This window comes from Rhizobium sp. 22-785-1 (genome assembly GCF_053521965.1).
Genome location: NZ_JBNWDI010000008.1, coordinates 12,319 through 31,541 on the forward strand (window position 1 = coordinate 12,319; position 19,223 = coordinate 31,541).

Annotated in this window: 17 protein-coding genes; 12 read left to right on the forward strand and 5 right to left on the reverse strand. The window is 57.0% G+C overall.

Annotated features, from left to right (window positions below):
• Nucleotides 1–15 precede the first annotated feature (15 nt).
• The 3 genes from betB to ACQZ5M_RS16080 all read left to right on the forward strand — a co-directional run bounded on the left by betB (nt 16) and on the right by ACQZ5M_RS16080 (nt 4,790).
• Entirely contained in the window at nt 16–1,479 is a 1,464-nt protein-coding gene (gene betB / locus ACQZ5M_RS16070; RefSeq protein WP_449080342.1) for a betaine-aldehyde dehydrogenase, read from the forward strand.
• Between the two features lie 88 nt (nt 1,480–1,567).
• Nucleotides 1,568–3,220, forward strand: coding sequence for a choline dehydrogenase (gene betA, locus ACQZ5M_RS16075; protein ID WP_449080263.1), 1,653 nt, complete (start codon nt 1,568–1,570; stop codon nt 3,218–3,220).
• Between the two features lie 160 nt (nt 3,221–3,380).
• Nucleotides 3,381–4,790, forward strand: coding sequence for a chloride channel protein (locus ACQZ5M_RS16080; protein WP_449080264.1), 1,410 nt, complete (start codon nt 3,381–3,383; stop codon nt 4,788–4,790).
• On the opposite strand, the gene ACQZ5M_RS16085 is transcribed toward ACQZ5M_RS16080, so the two are convergent.
• Entirely contained in the window at nt 4,733–5,512 is a 780-nt protein-coding gene (locus ACQZ5M_RS16085; RefSeq protein WP_449080265.1) for a DUF3750 domain-containing protein, read from the reverse strand. The two genes, ACQZ5M_RS16080 and ACQZ5M_RS16085, sit on opposite strands and share 58 nt — an antisense overlap.
• Nucleotides 5,513–5,586: 74 nt before the next feature.
• Between ACQZ5M_RS16085 and ACQZ5M_RS16090 the strand changes: the two genes are divergently transcribed.
• Nucleotides 5,587–6,591, forward strand: a complete 1,005-nt coding sequence (locus ACQZ5M_RS16090) for an asparaginase (RefSeq protein ID WP_449080266.1) — start codon at nt 5,587–5,589, stop codon at nt 6,589–6,591.
• A 54-nt stretch (nt 6,592–6,645) separates the two neighbouring features.
• Here the strand turns inward: ACQZ5M_RS16090 and ACQZ5M_RS16095 are convergent, their stop codons facing one another.
• Complete coding sequence (locus ACQZ5M_RS16095) at nt 6,646–7,305, reverse strand: glutathione S-transferase family protein (protein WP_296073836.1); 660 nt, start codon at nt 7,303–7,305, stop codon at nt 6,646–6,648.
• Nucleotides 7,306–7,649: 344 nt separating this feature from the next.
• On the opposite strand from ACQZ5M_RS16095, the gene ACQZ5M_RS16100 reads away from it, so the two are divergent.
• Nucleotides 7,650–9,101: a diguanylate cyclase domain-containing protein gene (locus ACQZ5M_RS16100; RefSeq protein WP_449080268.1), complete on the forward strand. Its 1,452-nt coding sequence runs from the start codon at nt 7,650–7,652 to the stop codon at nt 9,099–9,101.
• A 37-nt stretch (nt 9,102–9,138) separates the two neighbouring features.
• On the opposite strand, the gene ACQZ5M_RS16105 is transcribed toward ACQZ5M_RS16100, so the two are convergent.
• The gene (locus tag ACQZ5M_RS16105; protein ID WP_449080343.1) at nt 9,139–9,639 is read right to left on the reverse strand and encodes a MarR family winged helix-turn-helix transcriptional regulator; all 501 of its coding nucleotides are present in this window, start codon (nt 9,637–9,639) and stop codon (nt 9,139–9,141) included.
• A 115-nt stretch (nt 9,640–9,754) separates the two neighbouring features.
• On the opposite strand from ACQZ5M_RS16105, the gene ACQZ5M_RS16110 reads away from it, so the two are divergent.
• From ACQZ5M_RS16110 to ACQZ5M_RS16135, 6 genes are all read left to right on the forward strand, one after another.
• Nucleotides 9,755–11,275 carry an MDR family MFS transporter gene (locus tag ACQZ5M_RS16110; protein WP_449080269.1) on the forward strand — a complete coding sequence of 507 codons (1,521 nt, stop codon included), beginning with the start codon at nt 9,755–9,757 and terminating at the stop codon, nt 11,273–11,275.
• Between the two features lie 219 nt (nt 11,276–11,494).
• Nucleotides 11,495–12,505: a ligase-associated DNA damage response exonuclease gene (locus ACQZ5M_RS16115; RefSeq protein ID WP_449080270.1), complete on the forward strand. Its 1,011-nt coding sequence runs from the start codon at nt 11,495–11,497 to the stop codon at nt 12,503–12,505.
• Between the two features lie 2 nt (nt 12,506–12,507).
• The gene (locus tag ACQZ5M_RS16120; RefSeq protein ID WP_296083496.1) at nt 12,508–14,139 is read left to right on the forward strand and encodes a cisplatin damage response ATP-dependent DNA ligase; all 1,632 of its coding nucleotides are present in this window, start codon (nt 12,508–12,510) and stop codon (nt 14,137–14,139) included.
• A gap of 88 nt (nt 14,140–14,227) precedes the next feature.
• On the forward strand, nt 14,228–15,166 hold the full coding sequence (locus ACQZ5M_RS16125; protein ID WP_296073848.1) for an alpha/beta hydrolase family protein: 939 nt from the start codon (nt 14,228–14,230) through the stop codon (nt 15,164–15,166).
• Nucleotides 15,167–15,293: 127 nt separating this feature from the next.
• Nucleotides 15,294–16,178: a L,D-transpeptidase gene (locus ACQZ5M_RS16130; protein WP_296037111.1), complete on the forward strand. Its 885-nt coding sequence runs from the start codon at nt 15,294–15,296 to the stop codon at nt 16,176–16,178.
• A gap of 194 nt (nt 16,179–16,372) precedes the next feature.
• The gene (locus tag ACQZ5M_RS16135) at nt 16,373–17,110 is read left to right on the forward strand and encodes a L,D-transpeptidase (RefSeq protein WP_449080271.1); all 738 of its coding nucleotides are present in this window, start codon (nt 16,373–16,375) and stop codon (nt 17,108–17,110) included.
• 140 nt (nt 17,111–17,250) lie between these two features.
• On the opposite strand, the gene ACQZ5M_RS16140 is transcribed toward ACQZ5M_RS16135, so the two are convergent.
• Nucleotides 17,251–17,697, reverse strand: a complete 447-nt coding sequence (locus ACQZ5M_RS16140) for a MarR family winged helix-turn-helix transcriptional regulator (RefSeq protein ID WP_449080272.1) — start codon at nt 17,695–17,697, stop codon at nt 17,251–17,253.
• 350 nt (nt 17,698–18,047) lie between these two features.
• Here ACQZ5M_RS16140 and ACQZ5M_RS16145 point away from each other — a divergent pair, with 350 nt between their 5' ends.
• Complete coding sequence (locus tag ACQZ5M_RS16145; RefSeq protein WP_296017204.1) at nt 18,048–18,473, forward strand: organic hydroperoxide resistance protein; 426 nt, start codon at nt 18,048–18,050, stop codon at nt 18,471–18,473.
• Between the two features lie 199 nt (nt 18,474–18,672).
• On the opposite strand, the gene ACQZ5M_RS16150 is transcribed toward ACQZ5M_RS16145, so the two are convergent.
• Complete coding sequence (locus ACQZ5M_RS16150; protein WP_449080344.1) at nt 18,673–19,140, reverse strand: GNAT family N-acetyltransferase; 468 nt, start codon at nt 19,138–19,140, stop codon at nt 18,673–18,675.
• Nucleotides 19,141–19,223: the final 83 nt, after the last annotated feature.

Here is a 19,223-nt window from a genome sequence, read left to right on the forward strand (position 1 = left end):
GACATGATCATGACTTTGAAAGCCCAACCCAAAGCCTCGCATTTCATCGATGGCGACTATGTTGAAGACGAGAGCGGTACGCTGATCGAAAGCATCTATCCGGCCACCGGCGAAGTCATCGCACGCCTTCACGCGGCAACGCCTGCCATCGTTGAGAGAGCGATCGCTTCGGCCAAGCGCGCGCAGAAAGAATGGGCGGCGATGAGCCCGACGGCGCGCGGACGTATTCTGCGCCGCGCCGCTGACATCATGCGCGAGCGCAACCGGGCGCTTTCCGAACTGGAAACACTCGACACGGGCAAACCAATCCAGGAAACCATCGTCGCCGACCCGACGTCCGGCGCGGATTCATTTGAATTCTTCGCCGGTATAGCCCCATCCGCTTTGAACGGCGACTACATCCCGCTCGGCGGCGATTTTGCCTATACCAAGCGTGTTCCCCTGGGTGTCTGCGTTGGGATCGGTGCCTGGAACTATCCGCAACAGATTGCGTGCTGGAAGGCTGCTCCCGCGCTTGTTGCGGGCAATGCCATGGTGTTCAAGCCGTCTGAAAATACACCGCTCGGTGCGTTGAAGATTGCTGAAATCCTCATCGAGGCGGGACTGCCGAAAGGCATCTTCAACGTCATCCAGGGCGACCGCTATACCGGTCCTTTGCTCGTCAACCATCCAGATGTCGCCAAGGTATCGCTGACCGGATCGGTGCCGACGGGCCGCAAGGTTGCCGCGGCCGCTGCGGGGCACTTGAAGCATGTGACGATGGAACTCGGCGGTAAGTCGCCGCTCATCGTTTTTGATGACGCCGACATCGAAAGTGCAGTCGGCGGCGCGATGCTTGGCAATTTCTACTCTTCGGGCCAGGTTTGCTCCAATGGGACGCGCGTCTTCGTTCAGCGCGGCGCAAAGCAGCGCTTCCTGGACAATCTGAAAAGCCGCACCGACGCCATGGTCATCGGAGACCCGATGAATGGGGCCACCCAGATCGGCCCGCTCGTCTCCAAAGCGCAGCAGGAAAAGGTGCTGGCCTATATGGAAAAGGGCAAGGCGGAAGGCGCAACACTCGTCACCGGCGGCGGCATCCCCAACAATGTGTCCGGCCAAGGCTTCTACGTCCAGCCCACGGTCTTTGCCGATGTTAAGGACGGCATGACGATTGCCCGCGAGGAAATTTTCGGACCGGTGATGTGCGTGCTGGATTTCGATGACGAGGACGAGGTCATCGCGCGTGCCAATGCCACGGAGTTCGGCCTGGCAGGCGGCGTTTTCACTGCGGATCTGTCACGCGCGCATCGCGTCGTCGATCAGCTAGAAGCCGGAACTCTCTGGATCAACACCTATAATCTGTGCCCGGTCGAAATGCCGTTCGGCGGCTCCAAGCAATCCGGCTTTGGTCGAGAAAACTCGGCGGCAGCCCTCAATCATTATAGCGAGTTGAAGACGGTCTACGTATCGACCGGCAAAGTCGAAGCTCCGTATTGATCAGATACTCCCTTAGCAGGGGAGTGACCAATCGGTCCCGTTAGCCCGCGCTTTTTAAGCAGGGTATCGCCACCAAGAGAGATAACAGATGCAGCAGGCAGATTTCGTCATTGTAGGTTCCGGATCCGCAGGCTCAGCCATGGCCTATCGTCTATCGGAAGACGGTAAGTATTCTGTCATCGTCATCGAGGCTGGCGGATCGGATTTCGGTCCTTTCATCCAGATGCCGGCAGCACTTGCATGGCCGATGAGCATGAAGCGCTACAATTGGGGCTATCTCTCCGAGCCTGAGCCCAATCTTAACAACCGCCGCATCACCGCTCCACGCGGCAAGGTCATCGGCGGATCGTCTTCTATCAATGGTCTGGTATATGTTCGTGGCCATGCCGAAGACTTCAACCGCTGGGAGGAACTCGGAGCACAGGGCTGGGCCTATGCGGATGTTCTACCATACTTCAAGCGCATGGAGCATAGCCATGGCGGCGAGGCAGGTTGGCGCGGCACGGATGGGCCTCTTCATGTTCAGCGCGGTCCGGTCAAGAACCCGCTGTTTCATGCCTTCATCCAAGCGGGTGCCCAGGCCGGGTTTGAGCTAACGAACGATTATAACGGCTCCAAGCAGGAGGGTTTCGGCCTGATGGAGCAGACGATCCATGATGGTCGTCGCTGGTCCGCCGCCAACGCTTATCTCAGACCCGCTCTCAAGCGCGGCAATGTCACGCTGGTGCATGGCTTCGCCCGAAAGATCGTGATCGAAAACGGTCGTGCAACAGGCGTCGAGATCGAACGAAAAGGCGTGGTCGAGACGATCAAGGCCAATCGTGAGGTTATCATCTCCGCCTCGTCCTTCAATTCTCCAAAACTGCTGATGCTGTCGGGCATCGGTCCGGCACAGCATCTCCAGGATATGGGCATCGACGTAAAAGTGGATCGCCCTGGCGTCGGCGCCAATCTTCAGGACCACATGGAGTTTTATTTCCAGCAGGTCTCCACCAAGCCCGTATCGCTCTACTCGTGGCTGCCCTGGTTTTGGCAGGGTGTGGCGGGTGCGCAGTGGCTTATGACCAAGGGCGGACTTGGTGCCTCCAACCAGTTCGAAGCTTGCGCCTTCCTGCGCTCGGCACCCGGATTGAAGCAGCCCGATATCCAGTTCCACTTTCTGCCCGTTGCCATCTCCTATGATGGCAAGGCGGCGGCGAAGAGCCACGGTTTCCAGGTGCATGTGGGCTACAACCTGTCGAAGTCGCGCGGCAAAGTTACGCTTCGCTCTTCCGATCCGAAGGACGACCCGGTGATCCGCTTCAACTATATGAGTGAAGCCGAAGACTGGGAAAAGTTCCGCCGTTGCGTGCGTCTCACCCGTGAGATCTTCAGCCAGAAGGCGTTTGACGAATTTCGCGGCCCGGAAATCCAGCCGGGCGAAAAGGTCCAGTCGGATGTGGAGATCGATGCGTTCCTTCGCGAACATCTGGAAAGTGCCTACCATCCCTGTGGCACCTGCCGCATGGGTGCCAAGGACGATCCGTTATCCGTTGTAGATCCGGAGTGTCGCGTCATCGGGATCGATGGACTGCGCGTGGCCGATAGCTCCATTTTTCCGCATGTGACCTATGGCAACCTCAATGCACCGTCGATCATGACGGGAGAAAAAGCCGCAGACCACATTCTGGGAAGGCAACCACTGCCGCGCTCCAACCAGGAGCCCTGGGTCAATCCACGCGCCGAGGTAAGCGATCGATAAGAGGGGCCATGAGGCCAGTTCCTACTCAAGGCGGAACCGTCTCCGTATGATCGAGAGCGGGCCGTAAAATGCCTTTGCATGGCATTTGTCAAAGACATGGTTGCAATCGAGGCCTTCGGGACCGATAAGAAACCAAGCTTTTGAAATGCAGAAATTTGCCATGCCAGACACTTATAAGAAAATGAAAATGGTACGCCGATCCCGCGTTATGTGGGGTTCATGGCGCATCTGGAAGCCTCGGGCCGTTTTCTGGCTTGGAGCCATTGCGGTGGGGCTGATCAGCGTTGGCTTTGCAAAGGCCGCCGACTGGGCGCAGCATATGTTTGCCGCCACGACATCGTCGGGCGAGTGGGCCTTTCTCCTGCCGCTCGTCATCACGCCGCTTGGCTTTGTCATCTGCGCGTGGCTGGCCATGGTGGTGTTTCCAAATTCCGGCGGAAGCGGCATTCCTCAAGCCATTGCTGCGCGCCATTTTCATCATGATGAAGACCGGTCTCGTTTGTTGTCGATCAAGCTTGCCGTTGGAAAGATCGCCCTCACTGTCGTCGGTCTGATGTCCGGTGCATCGATTGGCCGGGAAGGGCCGACGGTACAGGTCGGTGCGTCGATCATGCTCCTGGCGGCGCGCGTGGGTGGCATGGCGCAGGCGAGGGGCCTCATTCTCGCTGGATCGGCAGCAGGTATCGCCGCTGCTTTCAACACGCCGCTTGCCGGTATCGTCTTTGCCATCGAGGAGATGAGCCGGTCCTACCAGTCGAGGGCCAATGGCTTGGTATTGACCGCGGTCATTCTCTCCGGTCTCGCCTCTCTCGGTCTAGTCGGCAGCTATACCTATTTCGGCACCAGCACGGTGTTGATGCAGACGGGCAAGGACTGGAGCCTCGTTCTGCTCTGCGGCATCGGCGGCGGCTTTCTGGGCGCTATTTTCAGCGCTGGCGCGCTTCGCGCCTCGCAACGTATCCGCCGCTGGGCTCATACGGTTCCATTGAAGCGCATGCTGATCGTTGCCGGCGTGTGCGGCCTAGCCTCGGCTGTCATTGGCGTTCTGAGCGGTGGCGCCACCTTCGGAACCGGCTATGAACAGGCAAGAGCGGCGGTTGAGGGTCAGGCGGCGCCGTTGTTGTTCTTCGTCGAAAAGCTAATGACGACATTCCTCGCCATGCTATCGGGTATCCCAGGCGGTATCTTCGCGCCGTCGCTGTCCGTCGGCGCGGGTTTCGGCAGCACGGTATCTTCGCTTCTTGGCAGCAGTATCGCGCTCGGTGCCATCCTCGGCATGGCTGGCTATTTCGCCGGTGTCGTTCAGGCACCAATGACGGCCTTTGTCATCATCCTGGAGATGACAGGAAATCATGATGGCGTCATCGCTATCATGGCCGCGTCTATGCTGGGCTACCTGACCTCACGCATGATTTCGCCCGAGCCGCTCTATCACGGTCTGTCACGCGTCTTCATTGCCCAGGGCATAAGAGCAAGGCGCGCAAGTGAAGCCGAGCATCACGAGGGTGACGCTCATGCGGCTTCGGGCTTGCGCTCCGGTGCCGGTTTGAACGAGTTGACGCCGAAGTAGCCAAGGCCCGGGATTTTGATGCCGGGATTTTGAATGTCGATCCCGGCGACGAGCCCAAGAAAATTGACCTCGAAGCCACTGCGCACACCGGCGGACAATCCGAAAAGCCCACCCAGCGAGACGCTCATATCCTTCCAGTCATCGGCAATATGAAAGAACTCGCCATTCGGCAGGTAGTCCCGACCGACCGCGTCCGGCGGCAGCACCACGCCGAGTTCCGGAACACTGCGCAGCACATGCGCGATGAAGGTATTCGAATTGGGACCGGGATAAATACGATAGCCACCAGCCTTGCTATAAGGATAGTCCGCAATCGCCTTCTGGATTTTCGGAATTAGTCTCTGCGCATTCTCGCCATGAAGTTCCAGGACTTTCCTCGGCGTGTTGGAATACCAATAAGCATCAGGGGCATAGGCGTTGCGACGAATAGGCGACCCCCAACCCACCTTGTCGTAACGCTCATAGGTCGAAGCGCCTTCCGGCTTCATCACGATCCACGCATGGCTGGCGATTGATCCTTTGAAGCCACCCGTCATGGCGGAATAGACATAGATTGCGGCTGGCTTGTCCAGAGCCGCTTCGGGCAGAATGCCGGCGGAAGACCAGCGCGCATTGCGATAACCGGTCGGGTGATCCTTCATTGCCCATAATCCCGCAGAAGCGAGCGCAGGCAGCAGATAGATGAAAAAGACGGCAGCCAGAAAGCGTTTGGCAAATTTCAATGGAGAGCCCCGTGCAACATGTGACCGATCTGGTTAGATAGAGATCGCATTTCGAATTTTTTGAGGCCAGCATCATGCACAACCCCGTGACTGTCGAAGTAACCCGCGGCAACATCGTCGAAAGCCGTCATCGAGGCATGGCGGTCGTTGTGGATGGGGACGGCAAAATCGTCTTTTCCGCAGGCGAGGTCGAGCGCCCTGTCTTTCCACGCTCAGCCTGCAAGGCCATGCAGGCGTTGTTCATGGTAGAAAGCGGCGCGGCGGATGCTTACGGCTTCGGCAATCGCGAACTGGCGCTGTCCAGTGCTTCGCATTCAGGTGAGGAAGCGCATGTGGACCTTGCCGCCTCCATGCTGACGAGGGCGGGCAAGGATGTCGATGACCTGGAATGCGGCGCACATTGGTCGCTCGACCAGAAGGCGCTGATTGCGCAGGCTCGCCGCATGCAAAAGCCGACAGCACTGCATAACAACTGCTCCGGCAAACATTCCGGCTTCATCTGTGCTTGCAGTCATAATCTGATCGAGACCCGTGGCTACGTTCATGGCGACCACCCATTGCAGCGGGAAATCCGCGCAGCGATGGAAAGCCTGACCGGGACGGCGATTGCCGAAGACAGCTGCGGAGTAGACGGCTGTTCGATCCCAGCCTATGCCGTGCCGCTCAAGGCGCTGGCGCATGGTTTTGCAAAGATGGCGACGGGACGCGGACTTGAACCGATACGCGCTCAAGCCTCGCGCCGTCTGATCGAGGCCTGCATGGCAGAACCTTTTTATGTGGCGGGTACGGGCAGAACCTGCACGAAGCTGATGGAAATCTCGCCGGGTAAGATTTTCGCCAAGACCGGCGCGGAAGGCGTCTTTGTCGGTATTGTTCCGGAAAAAGGATTGGCGATCGCGGTCAAATGCGAAGACGGAACGACGCGCGCGGCAGAAGCTATGATTGCGTCTCTTCTGGCACGCTACTTTGAGAGCGATAGTGCCGAACGAGCGGCACTCGATGCTATGGCGAACCGCTCCTTGAAGAACTGGAACGGCATCCATGTCGGCGATATTCGCGTCACGTCTTCGCTTTCCTGAGTCCAAAAACGCGGGAGCCGGTTATCGTAGAACCACGCCCTTTGCGCGAAATTGTCAGGATGGCTCGGCAGTTCTCGCATCCCACATGGCCTTGAATGCAGGGCGTGACTGGCAACGTGCCAGCCATGCTTTGACGGCCGGATGTGCATCGAAAATCGGCGTATGAGCCTGAGCATAACGCACGACTTCGGCGGCGTTGAGGTCTGCCACCGTAAAGCGGTTGCCTACCAGATAGTCCCGGTCCGCAAGATGCTGTTCCAGAACGCGAAAAGGCCGGCGCAGCATACGTGCTGCAACGTCGATGACCGCCCTGCCACTGTCGGTATCCGCCAGTCCTTCGGCGAAGGTGGAGGAAATCTTCAGGGCGTTTGCTTCGATCTCGGTCGCGGCGAAGAAAGACCATTGCATCATATATGCGTCTTCCGCCGCATCGGTCGGGGCGACGGACGTTCCGTATTTGCGGGCGAGATATAGGTTGATGGCCATGGACTCATAGAGAACCATGCCGTCGTCATCGATGCACGGTATCGTTCCCATGGGATTGATCGCCAGATAGGACGGTGTCAGCGTATTGGTCGGCGCATCGTCGGCCAGCGGATCTGCCAGGCGTCGTGCCTGAATGACAGGTACGTGTTTGAAAGCAAGATCAAGTTCTTCTGCGAGCCATAATGTGCGCGTGGCCCGGGAACGATAGACACCATAAATTGTAAGCATTGCAAAGCCCCTTCAACGTCGTCGGCAGACTAGAGACATTTTTTGCAAAATCCAGTGATAACGGCGCCTTCGCTGAGAGGAGGTTCGAACAGTCTGCAAGCTTTAATCCCTAAAAAAATATCAAATATCAATTCAATCCGGGGTAAGAAAAATAACTATCGATCGGCATGATGTAGCGGAAATTTGAATGTCCAGACTTCATGGATTTAGTATTACAATGAATTTTTTTAATTCTGTGTAAGCAAATTTTTTATAAGGATTTCCACATAATATAGGCGTGCTCTTGGTGGTATGTGAAGCAAAGAGCGCTGCCGGATCAATTTATCTGAGGAGCATTTCTAGGAATGGGTGAGAAAAACGGTCTGGCGCCGCCCACTTCGCAGTTGCTGTCGACGGAAACGTCCCTATCGGACGTGAGCAAGCATCAACTGGCTTTCCTCCTTGATAATGTTCCCGAACTCGTCTTCATCAAGGACTGTTCCGGTCGATACGAATATATGAACGCTGCGGCGCTGGCGTCCCTTGGGTTTGGCCGGGATTATCTCAACAGTCGTACATTGACGATTTTCGATCTGGCTTCAAAGCCCGTTGCGGAGTGTATCGATAAGCTGGACCGCCGTGTTTTGGCGGGAGATCGTGATATATACGATACCGAAGAGCGTTTGGTTGGCGAGGACGGGACGACACGCTGGTATGCGGGAACTCGTATCATCCTGCGTGACCAATCGGGCGCGCCGGTTGGGCTTGCCGGAATTTCACGGGAAATTACTTTTGCCAAGCGCCAGGAAACGATGCGCAGAAGTCACGCAAGTCTACTGGAAATGATCGTTAAAGGTCAGCCTCTCAAAGACATACTCACCGCCCTTGTTCAGGAGGTAGAGGGGTTGCTGGATAATGTTTTCGGCTCTGTTTTGATGCTTGACGAGAAAAAACTAATCTTGCGTTCAGGAGCGGCGCCTTCATTGTCCGAGGCCTATGTGTCCACTGTAGACGGGGTTCCGGTGGGGCCTAACAACGGCTCTTGTGGTACTGCTGCGTTTCGCAGGGATGCGGTCTATGTCAGCGATACGTTTCAAAGCCCGCTTTGGGCCGATTATGTCGATATCGCGAAGCAACATGGTCTTCGTTCCTGTTGGTCCACGCCCATTTTCGGCAACAATGATGTCCTGCTCGGAACATTCGCGCTGTATTCCAGATCGGTTCGGATGCCCACCGAGATGGAAAAAGAAATCATTGATATGGCGACCAATATCGCCGGAATCGCTATCGATCGGCGTCGCGCCGAAGAGCGTGTGCATTACATGGCCCATCACGATCCTCTGACGGGATTGTCGAACCGCAATCTGTTCTGGGGTCAGTTCCGCCGCGTATTGCACGAGGCGAAGCGGGAAAATCGTCTTGTCGCGATCACCTATCTCGACCTCGACAATTTCAAGCAAATCAATGATATTTACGGTCATGCAGCAGGAGATGACGTGCTACGCGCCTTTGCCGAGCGTATCACCAGCTGCATTCGCGCTTCCGATGTCGCAGTGCGTCTCGGTGGTGATGAATTCGCCATCATCTTCAGCAATCCAATCCATGACGAGGCTGGTATTCTGGCCCGGCTGGAGGAGATCCGCAGGATCGTGCAAGAGCCTATCGCTCAATCGGCCACCGCTCTTACTGTAACCTGTTCAATGGGGACCGCCTTCTATCCCAACGATGGAAAGACGCCCGAAAGCCTTCTTGCAAAGGCCGATGCCGCGATGTACCGGGCAAAGCGCGACAGCCGCGATCGCCTGAAAGGAAAATGACGGTCGATAGCGACATCTGAGGCCGCAGGTCAGTCGTCTAAAGTCGCGCGTCAGGCGACAGACGCGTCTCGAAGCGCCCAATAAAGCGATCGAAAAGCTGCGCGAAGGCGGCAATATCCTCATCCGGCCAGTCGCTGACCACATCGCGTATAATGGCGATCTTTGCACTTCGCACGTCATCCAGAACATCGAGGCCGAGCGGTGTCACGGCAATCACACTGCGTCTCCCATCTTCCTGTGACGCGTCCCGCCGCAGTAGCCCTCTGCCGACCATATCCGAAACCAGACGGCTTCCGCGCGACGGATCGAGGCGCATGCCTTCCGCAATCGAGCCTACGGTCGCATCGCCCTCGGTGCGATGAACGACGTCGAGAACGTCGAGATGAGACAGCTCCAGCTCCGGTGACAGCTTCGCGATGGCCATACGACCGATAACGCGGCGGCCGATCATGATACGCATACGTGTCATGGTATCACTGATCGCGAGAACGTCATCTCGCGTCGTCTCGTCAGTCTCTGCGCTTTTCAAATTCTGCATGCTCATGGGTGCCCCGCTTCCATCCGCACTCCAGCATATAGCAAACTATGAGAAGATGCTATTGACACATATATGCTATAAGCACATAAAATGCCATATAACGTGAGGCATTTTCATGGACATGTCGGTGAACCCTGCGGCTCCTCTCGTCACGGACCCGCGCCGCAGGATTGTAGTTTTCCTTTTTCTGATGCTGGCCATGTTCATGGCGACGCTGGACAATCAGATTGTTTCCACGGCGCTGCCGACGATCGTCGGTGAGTTTGGCGCACTGGAGCGGTTTGGCTGGGTGGGGTCCGCCTATCTCCTGGCGACCAGCGCCGTCATGCCGGTCTATGGCAAGCTTGGAGACCTCTTCGGTCGCAAGTATGTAATGATCTCCGCTGTCGTCATCTTCACGGTTGGCTCACTGGTCTGTGGCCTTGCATGGTCGATGAACTCGCTGATCGCCGCCCGCGTTCTCCAGGGGCTCGGTGGCGGCGGCATCATGGTGTCCATCTTCTCCGTCAATGCCGATCTTTTTGCCCCGCGTGAAAGGGCTCGCTACCAGAGCTATTCCAGTCTCGTCATCATGGCGTCGGGCAGTGTTGGCCCCATCCTCGGCGGCACGATGAGCGATCTCTTCGGCTGGCGTTCCATCTTCCTCATCAATCTGCCGATTGGCATCATCGTCGTTCTGGGGCTCGCATTCCTTCTGCCCTATCGGCGACCGGACCGTCAGCCCAAGATCGACTATATCGGCGCCATTCTTCTCGCTGCCGCCATTTCCAGTGTCGTGCTCTGGGCCGACAGTGCCGAACTGTTCGGATCGTTGATCGCCTGGCAAAGTCTTGTCATCATCGCCTTCGCTGCGGTCTGCGCCTTCTTCTGGGTGCAGGTGGAGAAGCGGGCGCCGGAGCCGGTCGTGCCTTTGCGTCTCTTCAAGAATTCGACATTTCCGCTGCTGATGATCATTTCACTGGTCAGCGGTGGTCTCGGGATCGGCATGGTCAATTATTACGCGCTCTTTCTGCAAACCACGACCGGGCTTTCTCCTTCGCAGGCCGGTCTTTTCTTCATCGCCGTGACAGGCGGCATCGTCATGGGTTCGCTGACGGCAGGCAGGTTGATCTCGAAGACGGGCAGCTACAAGCCCTTTTCCGTGATCAGTCTGTCGATTGCGGTGGTGGCGATGCTCTCGCTGTCGCAGGTCCATGCCGGCACACCCCTGGCGATTATCGCAGGACTGATGCTGTTGCAGGGACTTGGTGTCGGCCTTGGCCAGCAGGCGCCGATCATCGGAGTGCAGAATTCTGCCTCCAGGGCGGATGTGGGTGCCGCAAGCGGGGCTGTTTCTCTCACACGCATGGGCGGTGCAGCGCTCGCAATCTCGATCTACGGTGCGGTTATTTCTTCCAGTCTGAATAGCCCGAGTGTCGATATCCCAGGTGTTGGGCGGATACAGGAGCTGACGCCGAAGATGTTGGCGGAACTGCCAGCGGACTCTCAGCATGCGGTCGCCGATCTATATGCAGCCGCATTCACACCGCTCTTTCTTGCTGCTGCCGCAACAGCCTTCATCGGTCTGATCGCGGCTGTGATGCTGAAGAATATCCGACTGCCGGTCGCCACAGAAAAGCCCTCGCTGCAAGAATGAGGGCCGTGCCGACGGAACGCTTTGCTTTGTCACATGCCGGACCCCAGGGGGTCTCGACTGCACAATCGGTTTCGAACGCTTTCTTCGCACAAAGGCCAAGACACGGTGACGTGCGCATTTGCTGCTCTTGGGCGATCGTCGAAATGAACCTTATTCCCGACCGTTCGTTTTCATTGCGCGCATCATATCATTGGCAAATCCCGACCGATCCCGACGCTCATGAAACCAGAAAAGCTACTCAATCCGACGCCGAAAGGGCTTTACTGTCCAGTGGGTGATTTTTACATCGACCCTGTGAGGCCGGTGCACAAAGCGCTCATCACCCACGGTCATTCGGATCATGCGCGGGCAGGGCATGAAAAAGTGTTGGCCACCCGCCAGACACTGGACATCATGCGTCTGCGTTACGGTGAGGATTTCACCTCTAGCGAGCAGGCGATTGCATTCGGCCAGACGATCGAAGTCAATGGCGTCACAGTGGGCTTCCACCCTGCCGGTCACGTGCTCGGCTCGGCCCAGATCTCTATCGAATATAACGGCACTCGCATTGTCGCATCGGGCGATTACAAGCGCGGTGTCGACCCTACCTGTGCGCCGTTCGAGCCGGTCGCCTGCGATGTTTTCATTACCGAGGCAACCTTCGGGCTTCCGGTGTTCCACCACCCGGCGCCGAGCCGCGAAATCGCCAAACTGCTCACGTCGATCCGTCAGTTTCCGGAGCGGACTCATCTTGTCGGTGCCTATTCTTTAGGTAAGGCGCAGCGTGTTCTCCGGCTACTACGTGACAACGGTTATGCCGGGCCTGTCTACATCCATGGTGCCCTTGCCAAGCTCTGCGATTATTATGTCTCGCAATGCATCGATCTCGGCGACCTCCGTCCTGCCACGCTAGAGAAAAGCAATCCGTCTCAATTCAAAGGCGCAATCGTAGTCGGCCCGCCATCAGCATTCCAAGATCGCTGGGCAAGGCGTTTTAACGAGCCTCTGATCGCCTTTGCCTCAGGCTGGATGATGGTGCGTCAACGCGCCAAGCAGGGGGGAGTTGAACTCCCGCTCGTGATATCGGATCACTGCGACTGGCCCGAGCTATTGGAAACCATCAAGGAAGTTTCACCGTCTGAAGTATGGGTGACGCACGGTCGCGAGGAAGCGCTGGTACGCTGGTGCGAGCTTCAGGGAATTCCGGCTAGACCGCTTCATCTCGTCGGTTACGAAGATGAGGGAGATTAAGCGTGAAAGCCTTTGCGACCCTTCTCGACCGGCTTGTTCTGACCCCGTCCAGAAACGGTAAATTGAAGCTCCTGACCGATTACTTTCGCGACACGCCAGATCCCGATCGTGGATATGGGCTTGCAGCGATCGCGGGGACGCTGGACCTGAAGAGCGTCAAGCCCGCCATGCTGCGCGAACTCGTGCTGGAACGCATGGACGAGGTGCTGTTTCGCTATTCCTATGATTATGTCGGCGACCTGGCGGAAACGATATCGCTGGTCTGGGACACCAGCCAGAGTGCCGATCAACCCAAGCCCGATGACCCGGGCCTTGGAGAAGTCGTGGCGCAGATCAATGCGCTCGCAAAGACGCAAGTGCGCGCAGCGGTGCGCGATCTCCTTGATCGGCTGGACACATCCTCCCGCTTCGCTTTCTTGAAGCTGGTGACCGGCGGCCTGCGGATCGGGGTTTCCGCCAGGCTTGCGCGGCAGGCGCTGGCGGATTTTGCGGGCAAGGATATCACGGAAATCGAAACCCTGTGGCACGGCCTGACGCCGCCGTACGAGCCGCTCTTCGCGTGGCTGGAAGGGAAGACAGAGCGTCCGCTTCTTGCAACGCCCGCCATTTTCCATTCGGTCATGTTATCGACGCCCGTTGGCGACAACGACCTGACCAATCTGGATCCGAAGGACTTTGCCGCCGAATGGAAGTGGGATGGCATCCGCGTACAGCTGTCTCGCTCGGGCGATATCCGAAAGCTCTATTCCCGCTCGGGTGACGATATTTCCGGAGCATTCCCGGACATATTGGAAGCTGCCAATTTCGATGGCGTCATCGATGGTGAACTTCTGATCGGCGGTACGGCGCGATCCAACAGCGCCACCAGAACCTTTTCCGATTTGCAGCAAAGGCTCAACCGCAAGACGGTGACGGGTCGAATGATGGAAGATTATCCCGCCTTCATCCGCGCCTATGATCTCTTGTTCAAGGGTGAGGATGATATTCGCGGTCAGACATACCTGGAGCGACGCAAATATTTGACTGATCTGATCGAGGCTGCACCGCATGACCGCTTCGATCTTTCGCCGCTCGTTGGCTTCTCCAATTGGCAGGAACTAAACGATCTGCGAAAGGCCCCGCCCGATCCGGTGATAGAAGGCGTGATGATCAAGCGCAAGGATAGCGTCTATCAGGCGGGTCGCGCCAAGGGGCCGTGGTTCAAATGGAAGCGAGACCCGTTCAATATAGATGCGGTGATGATGTATGCCCAGCGCGGTCATGGAAAGCGTTCGAGCTATTATTCCGACTTCACCTTCGGTGTTTGGGCAGATGGCGAGGATGGCGAACAGTTGGTGCCCGTGGGTAAGGCCTACTTCGGCTTCACCGACGCCGAACTTGAGGTGCTGGACAAGTTCGTGCGCGACAACACCGTTGAACGCTTTGGTCCTGTCAGGGCAGTACGCGCAACGCCCTCATTCGGCTTTGTGCTCGAGGTCGCATTCGAGGGCATAAATCGTTCAGCCCGCCACAAATCCGGCGTGGCGATGCGCTTTCCAAGAATTGCTCGTTTGCGGGCCGACAAACCTCCTTCAGAGGCTGATCGGCTATCCACATTGATGGCTATGGTGGATGAGCGTGAAGGTTCGGCATGAATTCATGCATGGAAACAAAACATTGAGTAGACAAGCAGATCGTGCAGTGGTGAACTTGAGCCGTGCAACGCTGATCGGATTTTAGAAAATGACAGACAAGCGCATCGACAAGCCTTTTTCCTTTTCTCCAACCCGGCGTTCATTGCTTGCGGGAACGTTCGGGCTGAGCGCAGCAGCGCTACTGCCCAAAGGCGCGCATTCCGAGGTAGATCAGCCCCCGGTCCTGCCACTGGAGCGTGAGGATTACGCCAAGGCCCGAGAAAGATTTCACACACATCTCTTGCGCAAAATGCCTGCGCCCGAAAAGTCCGAGCCACTCGGCACGCCGCCCGGCGCGCGTCGCGTGACCTATCCCGGCGGGCCAAATGGTTCCATCGAGCTGGTTGCGTGGTTGTCGGAATATACGCCTTCAAAGACGCTAAAACCCGCAGTTCTGTTTCTGCACGGCGGCAATGCGACCGGAGACGGTCACTGGGCGTTGATGAAGCCATTCTGGCAGGCAGGCTTCGTGGTGCTGCTGCCCTCTTTTCGCGGTGAAAACGGCCAGCAGGGCAATTATTCGGGTTTCTATGATGAGACGTCGGACGCTTTGTCCGCTGCGGCCTATCTGGAAAATCTACCCGGGATCGACAAGGACCGGTTCTTCCTCGCTGGCCACTCAAATGGTGGCACGCTCTCTCTCCTAGCCGCCATGACGCGAAAGTTTCGCGCAGCCGTTCCCATCTCTGCTGGCGTCAATTCATGGCGTTACTTCAACCGATATACCGATGAGCTCTGCTTTGACGAGACCGATCCGCAGGAGTTTATCATGCGCTCCTCTGTCTGCTTCGGTCATAGTCTAAAATGCCCGACATTGATGTTGCGCGGAACGCAAGAGCGGCCGTTTGATGCCGATCACGAGCTTCTCATGTCGCGTGCGACGTCTGTTGGCACGAAGATCGATCACCAGCTTTTGCCGGGCACGCATAATGGTGTCGTTCCGCATGCGGTCGATGAAAGCATCAAATTCTTCAATGCCTTCACCTGAGAAGTGAGCAAACGTTCACACGGGCTCTCAATCCCGTTCGTAGAAACGGGCCTGGCCTCGGTTATCCAGCCTCGCGCCAGCCGCACGAGTCATTGTGCCGCAAGTGATTTATCTCTGAAGCGGTTCGATGATTGTATTTGCCCTGAAGACCCTGCGTCGATTTGCCTGTATGTTGCTGGCAGCGCCCTTGCTGTCCGGCTGCCTTTTCATCACCGACACCAGTCGCATGAATGCCGACGTGTTCGTGCGTGAAACAGCACCCGTCTTCAATTACAATAATGTCGGATCGATTCCACGCGACCCGTTGCCGCCCACACCCGGCTCTATCAACAGCCGTCCTCCGGATCTCTTCCGCTCGCAGTTCCAGCAACTTTACGGCCCGCCGACCACAGCGCGCCCCGGGCCGGCACTTTCTCCTGCCTACCGTGATCGCACGCTTGGATACGGCATTCCTGTTTCCAATCCGCTCCATCGCGCCATGTATGACGTGCTATCGGATGAAGGGCACACGCTTCCTGCAATTCCCTACAGCCGGATCGATCCGCGTTTCCTTCGCCAGGAAGTGGGTTATCAGACGGCGGAAGCGCCCGGCACTATCGTCGTGGATACCAAGCAGCATTTCCTCTATCTGGTGCAGCCGGGCGGCAAGGCCGTTCGCTACGGTGTTGGTCTGGGGCGTTCCGGTTACGCATGGGCCGGGCGGGGGACCATTCAATGGAAGGCCAAGTGGCCACGCTGGACGCCGCCTGACGAGATGGTCCAGCGACAACCTGAGCTGGCGTCTATCTCAGCGGCGAGGGGCGGCATGATTCCAGGGCTGAACAACCCGCTCGGTGCGCGGGCTCTTTACATTTTCAAGGACGGCAAAGACACGCTTTACCGTGTGCATGGAACGCCGGACTGGCAGTCCGTGGGCAAGGCGACGTCGTCCGGTTGCGTCAGAATGCTCAATCAGGATGTGATCGATCTTTACGATCGCGTGCCACAGGGCGCACCGATTGTGGTTATCTGAACACGTCAGCCGACGAAAGCATGAGGCCGCGCCAAATGTTGCACGTCTGCAACTGGCTTTCAGTATGTCTTAACCACTATAGCAATAGCTGATCTATCGTGGAACAAATGACGTACGGCGAGATTGAACGGCAGGTTCTGAGCGCTTCTGCACAGTGCCTTCCCATTCGCCTCCGATGTGAGAAAACCGGACTTATGATGAGCACCGACACAGATCTTTCAAGACGGACTTTCCTTTCCCTTCTGGGCCTTTCTTCCGCGTCGCTGCTGGCGGGTTGTGCATCATCCGGTGTCGCGCCCTACGACAGCACGCAGCCGCTTGGTTTCGCCGGCGGCGTGGCGAATGATTTTCGCCAGATGTTCTCGTCCGGTATTTCCGACGCCGAGCTCGCTGTCATGTACGGCACAGTGGAAGATGGCGGTTTCGTCATCCCCGCAATACCCTATCAGAAGATCGATCGCCGTTATTATCGCCAGCGTGTCGTGGATCCGACCGGGGAGCGCCCGGGCACGGTGGTTGTCGACACCCGTTCGCGCTTCCTCTACGTGGTGGAACCGGGCGGCTCGGCCATGCGCTACGGCGTCGGCATTGGCCGCGAAGGTTTTGCCTGGTCGGGCGAGGGCGTTATCCAGTGGCGCCAGAAATGGCCCAAGTGGACGCCACCAGACGAAATGGTCGCGCGTCAGCCCGAACTGGTCAAATACTCTGCCAAGAATGGCGGCATGCAGCCGGGCCTGAAGAACCCGCTAGGTGCTCGCGCGCTCTACATCTTCCAGAACGGCAAGGATACGCTTTACCGTCTGCACGGTTCGCCGGAGTGGAATTCCATCGGCAAGGCGGTTTCTTCCGGCTGTGTTCGCCTGATGAACCAGGACATTATCGACCTTTATGACCGTGTGCCGAACAAGGCGCGCGTTGTCGTCTGGCAGTAACCTGCATCATTTTACCGATCTATCACCCTCCTTCGCATCGGAGGGTGATAAATTGACAGACGGGCATCGTTGCCGCGCCGGCCGTCAATGATCTCTAGGCACCTCTACATATATAATAGACCGGAATAGCGGGCTGCCCGTCATGCCCGCGATAGATTGTGTTTTAAAGAATTCAATCGATCCCGAATCTGCCCGAGCTCTTCAAGGCTGCACCCGGTGGCTTTGCCGATGGAGCGCATTACGTGAACAGCCTTTTTCTTCATGTCGGCCCCCGCTGGAGTCAGGCTGATCACCACTTGACGCTCATCCTGCTTGCCGCGCTTGCGCGTGATCAGTCCTGCCTGTTCCAGCCTCTTCAAAAGAGGCGAGAGCGTACCTGAATCGAGACCCAGCATTTCGCCCAGCGCCTTGACGGTCGCATTGTCCTCTTCCCAAAGTGCCATCATTACCAGATACTGCGGATATGTGAGTCCGAGCGGCTCCAGTAGCGGCTTGTAAGCCCGCGTAAATGCATGGGCTGCGCCGTAAAGCGCGAAACATATCTGCACGTCCAGCCTTAAAAGGCCTTCCATCGTCCCGTCGTCCATTCGCGTGAGCTCCAGAATGCGCTGTTAAGCGCTTATCCTCTGCTTGAGAAATCTTCGCCGGAAGCCGTCTCCACAGTGAGGGATGCAAACATTGCAGCGATCCGCGGGATTGATCGCTACGGTTTGGTCCATTCTGCGAAGCAGTGCTCCGGCGAAACAATTCCGCTTGGCAGGGAAGCGCTCTAGGGAACATTTTATCCTGTCACTCGGTTCCTGCTGCATGCGAAGGCCGAGTAATCTTCTTAACCTTATCGCAGACCATAAAAATTTTTTCAATGCGCAAAATTATATTGCGCGCAATTGAATTGAGCGCTATAAGAAGTCCAACTCAAACGAAGGGAGTACATGGCATGCCCATTCTTTACACGACCAAGGCAACGGCGACCGGTGGTGGACGCGAAGGCAATTCCAAGACTGAAGACGGTGTTCTCGACGTCACCTTGACCGTTCCCAAAGAACTCGGTGGCAATGGCGCACACGGCACCAACCCAGAGCAGCTTTTCGCGACCGGTTACTCTGCTTGCTTCCTCGGCGCGTTGCGCGTCGTGGCCGGCAAGGAAAAGGTAAAGATCCCAGATGACACCACAGTGACGGCGAGCGTTGGCGTGGGTCCGCGCGAAGACGGCGGTGGCTTCGGCATCGACGTGTCGCTCAAGGTCAATATTCCAGGCCTCGACAAGGCAACGGCCGAAGACCTGGTGAAAAAGGCGCACATCGTCTGCCCTTATTCCCACGCCCTGCGCACCTCTACGGAAGTGCCGGTTTCCGTGGAATAAATCGACGGTACTCGTCGAGACATTATCGTTTCCAAAGCGGCCGGTCGTTAAAACCGGCCGTTTTTTTTGGAAAAGCACTGCGCGCTACGTTTGAGCGTTTGATTATCGCTTGGTGTGACTATCGCTTGAAGTCGGTCCATTCTGACTTCAGGATGGCGTAGATCAAACCGTAACCCCAGACGCCGTTGAAGCGATCATTCTACAAGAGATGGGCTTCTTTGCGCATCCTCAACCGCTCGACCACATCGACGGAGCCGCGATTGAGCGCATCCAGCCGTGCAAAAATCCGCTGAAAGCCGAGCTCGACAAAACCAAGCTCGAACATGGCGCCTGCAGCTTCCGTGGCATAGCATTTGCCGCTGGATGCTGGACAGAAGATAGAGCCCACCTCTGCCTGCAAAGCATCCGCGCTTGCGATTTTCAGCAAAACCTCTCCCAGCAGTAGCCGATCCTCCCTCCGCACAACCGCCAAGCGCGAAACATCGCCATCCTTATCAATAGAAGCTGAAAACGTGCTATCGAACTGTGTTCTCAGCGCGTCGCCTGAGGGCGGCTCTGCGTAAAGAATCGGCAGACCTCGTCGGTGCCATGATAGGCGACACAGGCGTTGAAATCGATTGGAGCGAACCGGCGCAGGACAAGGCGTTCGGTCTCCACCGGCAGAAATTGGATGCTCTCATATGTCTCCCTGGAGTTATTGCGCTCCGGGGGTTATCTCGTTGCCAGCGAGAACCGACGCAAGTGATTGCG